The sequence below is a fragment of the Microbacterium resistens NBRC 103078 genome (assembly GCF_001552355.1).
Taxonomy (GTDB): Bacteria; Actinomycetota; Actinomycetes; order Actinomycetales; family Microbacteriaceae; genus Microbacterium; species Microbacterium resistens.
The window spans coordinates 1-4,625 of sequence record NZ_BCRA01000178.1 but is presented as its reverse complement, the minus strand read 5'-3'; the positions used below and the strand labels follow the sequence as shown (position 1 = coordinate 4,625).

At 73.1% G+C, this 4,625-nt stretch carries 6 protein-coding genes; 5 read left to right on the top strand and 1 reads right to left on the bottom strand.

Annotated features, from left to right (window positions below; genetic code table 11):
* The 3 genes from MR1_RS18540 to MR1_RS18530 form a co-directional block, all read left to right on the top strand.
* Positions 1 to 957, top strand: a 957-nt coding sequence (locus MR1_RS18540) for a metal ABC transporter solute-binding protein, Zn/Mn family (RefSeq protein ID WP_067250601.1), incomplete at its 5' end; no start/stop codon positions are given.
* Positions 954 to 1,811 carry a metal ABC transporter ATP-binding protein gene (locus tag MR1_RS18535; RefSeq protein WP_084344931.1) on the top strand — a complete coding sequence of 286 codons (858 nt, stop codon included), beginning with the start codon at positions 954 to 956 and terminating at the stop codon, positions 1,809 to 1,811. The genes MR1_RS18540 and MR1_RS18535, both read left to right, overlap by 4 nt.
* A gap of 26 nt (positions 1,812 to 1,837) precedes the next feature.
* The gene (locus MR1_RS18530; RefSeq protein WP_067250598.1) at positions 1,838 to 2,689 is read left to right on the top strand and encodes a metal ABC transporter permease; all 852 of its coding nucleotides are present in this window, start codon (positions 1,838 to 1,840) and stop codon (positions 2,687 to 2,689) included.
* Between the two features lie 30 nt (positions 2,690 to 2,719).
* Here MR1_RS18530 and MR1_RS18525 read toward each other — a convergent pair whose 3' ends face one another.
* Entirely contained in the window at positions 2,720 to 3,418 is a 699-nt protein-coding gene (locus tag MR1_RS18525) for a DUF899 family protein (RefSeq protein ID WP_067250594.1), read from the bottom strand.
* A gap of 74 nt (positions 3,419 to 3,492) precedes the next feature.
* Between MR1_RS18525 and MR1_RS18520 the strand changes: the two genes are divergently transcribed.
* On the top strand, positions 3,493 to 4,089 hold the full coding sequence (locus MR1_RS18520) for a TetR/AcrR family transcriptional regulator (protein WP_067250588.1): 597 nt from the start codon (positions 3,493 to 3,495) through the stop codon (positions 4,087 to 4,089).
* 45 nt (positions 4,090 to 4,134) lie between these two features.
* Positions 4,135 to 4,560: a Fur family transcriptional regulator gene (locus MR1_RS18515; RefSeq protein ID WP_067250585.1), complete on the top strand. Its 426-nt coding sequence runs from the start codon at positions 4,135 to 4,137 to the stop codon at positions 4,558 to 4,560.
* The last annotated feature ends 65 nt before the right edge of the window (positions 4,561 to 4,625 follow it).

Genomic DNA, 4,625 nt, shown 5'->3' with positions numbered 1-4,625 from the left:
TGCTCGTCCGCCGGATCGGCGGGCGGGACGAGCCCCGATGATGGGAGGATCGCGGTCGTCGCCTCCACGAACGTGTACGGCGACCTGGCCGCGGCGGTCGGCGGGGACCGCGTCGACGTGACCTCGATCATCCGTTCCGCGACGCAGGACCCGCACTCCTACGAGGCCTCCGCCCGGGACCGGCTCACGGTCGAGGGGGCCGATCTCGTCATCGAGAACGGCGGCGGATACGACGCCTTCATCGACGATCTGCTCGACGGATCGGACGTGCCCGTCCTCACCGCCGTCGAGTTCTCGCACGACTACCCGGGCAACGCCGGCCACGACGAGGCGGAGCACTCCGACCACGCCGGAGCCGAGGACGACCACGCCGAGCACGACCACGGCGACGAGCACGGCGAGGAGGGCCACGAGGGTCACGACCACATCGAGGGCTTCAACGAGCACGTCTGGTTCGACCCGCACACCATGCGCCACCTCGTCGAGGACATCGCCGCGCACCTCACCGAGCTCGACCCCGAGGGGAAGGCCGACTTCGAGGCGGGCGCGGCGACGCTGACCGCCGAGCTCGAGGACGCGGAGACGCAGCTCGCCGACCTCAAGGAGAAGGCCGCCGGGGCGAACGTCATCCTGACCGAGCCGGTGCCCGGCTACCTCGCCGCGGCGGCCGGCCTGACGGATGTCACACCGGACGGGTTCGCCGAAGCGGTGGAGGAGGGGCGCGACGTGCCCCCGGCCACGCTTCTCGCCGCGCTCCAGGCGATCGAGGGCGGGGGCGTCCGCGCGGTGCTGACCAACGCCCAGACCGGCGGGCCGGAGACGCAGCGGGTCGAGGACGCCGCGACCGAGGCGGACGTGCCGGTCGTCGCGTTCACGGAGATCCTGCCCGAGGGGAAGACGTACGCTGAGTGGATGCATGACGCGATCGCATCCCTCGCCACGGCGCTGGGCGCGTGAGCCCGGCCACCGACGGCGGCTCGGCCGCGCCCGTCCTGCAGATCCGCGGCGCGGCCCTGCGGCGTCCCGGCGGGCGCAGCGGCGACCGTGAGCTGTGGTCGGGGCTGGATCTGGACGTCCGGCCCGGCGAGTTCATCGCCGTGCTCGGGCCGAGCGGGTCCGGCAAGACGACGCTCCTGCGCAGCATCCTCGGACTCCAGGCGTTGAGCGCGGGCCGGATCCTCGTCGGCGGGGAGCCCGTCCGGCGCGGGAACCGCCGCATCGGGTACATCCCGCAGCAGCGTCCGTACGCTCCCGACACCGCGCTGCGCGGCCGGGACGTGGTGGCCCTCGGCATCCAGGGCCCGCGGTTCGGCCTGCCGATCCCGCGGCGCACCGACCGCTCGCGGGTCGACGACGTGCTGGCGGACGTGGGGGCGTCGGCCTTCGCCGACCGGCGGGTCGGAGAGCTCTCCGGCGGCGAGCAGCAGCGGCTGCGGGTCGGCCAGGCGCTCGTGGACCACCCGAGCCTGCTCCTGTGCGACGAGCCGCTCTCGAACCTCGACCTCGCGAACCAGCAGGGCGTGACGGACATCATCGATCGCCAGCGCCGCGAGCACGGCGCCGCGGTGCTGTTCGTCACCCACGACATCAATCCGATCCTGGGCAAGGTGGACCGCATCCTCTACATCGCCGGCGGCCGGTTCATGCTCGGGACCCCGGATGAGGTGCTGCAGAGCCGCGTGCTGACGGATCTCTACGGCGCCCCGGTGTTCGTGCTGCGGGCGGGCGACCGCCTCGTCGTCGTCGGGATCCCGGACGCCGAGCCGCATCATGCGCACGACGACGACCAGCACCCGCGGAGCGTCGCGTGAGCGCGGCCGGAGCGGTGGCGGCGGCCGTGCCCGCGGTCGACTGGGGCGACGTGTTCTCGTTCCAGGACTACGGGGCGCTCGTGGCGCTGCTCGCGAACTCGATCGCCGCGGGGGCGGTGCTCGGGATCGTCGGCGGCCTCGTCGGGGTGTTCGTGATGCAGCGCGACCTCGCGTTCGCCGTGCACGGGGTCAGCGAGCTGTCGTTCGCCGGTGCTGCGGCGGCCCTGCTGTTCGGCGGCAGCGTCGTGGCCGGATCGATCGGCGGCGCGCTGGTCGCGGCCGTGCTGATCGGGCTCCTCGGCGCCAGGGCCCGCGAGCGCAACTCGATCGTCGGCGTGCTCATGCCGTTCGGGCTCGGGCTCGGGATCCTGTTCCTGTCGCTGTACGAGGGGCGAAGCGCCAATCGCTTCAGCCTGCTGACCGGGCAGATCGTGTCGGTGTCCAGCCCGGACCTCGGGTGGCTCATCGGGATCAGCGCGGTCGTCCTCGTCGTCCTGGTCCTGATCTGGAACCCGTTGCGGTTCGACTCGCTGGATCCCGTCTCCGCGCAGGCCCGGGGTCTTCCCACGGGCGTCCTCGGGATCGTGTTCATGGTGCTGCTGGGGCTCGTGGTCGCCGTCGCGGTGCACATCATCGGCGCTCTGCTCGTGATGGCGCTGCTCGTCACGCCCGCCGCGGCCGCGATGCGGGTCGCCGCCGGGCCCCTGTCCGTTCCACTGCTGGCGGCGCTGTTCGGGTTCGTCGCCGCCGTGGGCGGGATCCTCCTGGCGCTCGCCGGTCCGCTGCCGGTCAGCCCCTACATCACGACGATCTCGTTCGCGATCTACCTCGGCTGCTGGGTCGTGCAGCGCTCGCGCGAACGGGTCCGCCGCGCCTGACCGGCGTCGCGGACCCGTTCGCGACGCCGCTCAGGCGGTCGGATCCCCGTAGAGCTCGGCGACGTCCTTCGCGTCCAGCCAGTGCGAATAGGTGGGGCCCTGCGGCCAGCCCTCCGGGACGTCCTGCCACTGCTCCTGGCGTCCGTACGGGAGAACGTCGTAGAGGGAGAAGAGGAGGCCGAACTGCTCCGCGCCGCGATCGGACGTGTGCCAGGTGCGGTAGACGTCCTCGCCGTCGCGGAGGAAGACGTTGATCGCGAACCCCTCGCCCGGCCCGGCGTCGACGTCCGCCCCGAAGGGGCTGCCGGCCGACGAGTACCAGGTCATCAGGTTCCCGACGCGCTTCTTGTAGGCGAGGATCTCGTCCATCGGGCCGTTCGTGACGATCACGAAGCGCGCGTCGACGTTGGCGAGCCCGCCGGTCCGGCCCCACTGCGACGTCAGGCCGGTGCATCCCGAGCACTGCCACCGGGCGCCGTCCGTCCACATGTGGTGGTAGGTGATGAGCTGGCTGTGCCCCTCGAACACGTCGGCCAGCGTCACGGTCGACCCGTCCTCCGCGGTGAGCGTGTATCTCGGGAGCTTCACCGCGGGGAGCCGCCGGCGCTCGGCGGCGATGGCGTCGAGCTCGCGGGTCGCGGCCTTCTCGCGGACGCGTAGGCGGGCGAGCTCCTCGCGCCAGGTCTCCTCGTCGACGACCGGGGGGAGCGGAGTGGTGGGTGCGGACATGAGGCCTCCGATGTTCACGCTGTACACATCTGGTATGTTCACACCGTACACATCGATCGTCGGGAGGACAAGGGGTGGCCTATCATCACGGCGATCTCGCCGCGGCGCTCGTGGAGGCCGCGGTCGAGCTGACCCGCGAGGGCGGACCGGACGCGCTCACCGTTCGGGAGGCCACGCGCCGCGTCGGCGTCTCGCCGAACGCCGCCTACCGGCACTTCCCCCACCGGGACGCCCTCCTCGAGGCGACGGCCGACGCGATCCAGGTCCGGCTCGCCGCCGCGATGGCCGCGCAGGAGGGGACGACCCCGGTGGCGCGGCTGCGACGCATCGGCCGCGCGTACGTGGACTTCGCGCTCGCCGAGCCGGGATGGTTCGCCGTGGCCTTCTTCGGCGGCCGCCCGCCCGGCCCCGCCCAGCTCCCCCAGTCGCCTGCCTACGGGGCGCTGATCGACGCGCTCGACGCCCTGGTGGCCGAGGGCGCGGTGGCTCCGGCGTCCCGCGACGACGCCGCCTGGGCGTGCTGGGCGACGGTCCACGGCTTCGCCGAGCTCGCCCTGCACGGGCCCCTCGTCGACACCGCGTCTCCGGAGCTGCGCCGTCGGGCGGCGGTCGCGATCGACGCGATCATCGCCGGCGTGCAGAGCCGGCCGGGTGAGCGCGGCGTCGGCTGAGCCGGTTCCCAGTCCGGCGTCTGTCCTGCGGAATAGACTCGGGGCATGGCTCAGCGCAATACGTGGCAGCGTGAGCGGGTGCGGGACGCGCTCGCGGATGCGCGCGGCTTCGTGAGCGCGCAGTCGCTGTTCGCGACGCTGCGCGAGGAGAAGACCGGGATCGGCCTGGCGACGGTGTACCGGGCTCTCGCCGGGCTCGCGGCCTCGGGCGAGGCCGACTCCCTGCAGAGCCCCGAGGGCGAGGCGCTCTACCGCGCCTGCAGCAGCGAGGGGCACCACCATCACCTCATCTGTCGCTCGTGCGGTCTGACGGTCGAGATCGAGGCATCCGACGTCGAGCAGTGGGCACGCCGCACCGCCGCGCTGCACGGGTTCCGCGACGCCGAGCACGTGGTCGACATCTTCGGCCTCTGCGCGGCGTGCGCCAACGCCGGCGCGCGTGACGACGCGACCGCCGTCCAGGAAGCGTGAGCGCGGCGTGACGACCACGGCACCGCCCCGTCGCACGGCGCCCGCAGGACCCCCGTCGCGGCGGC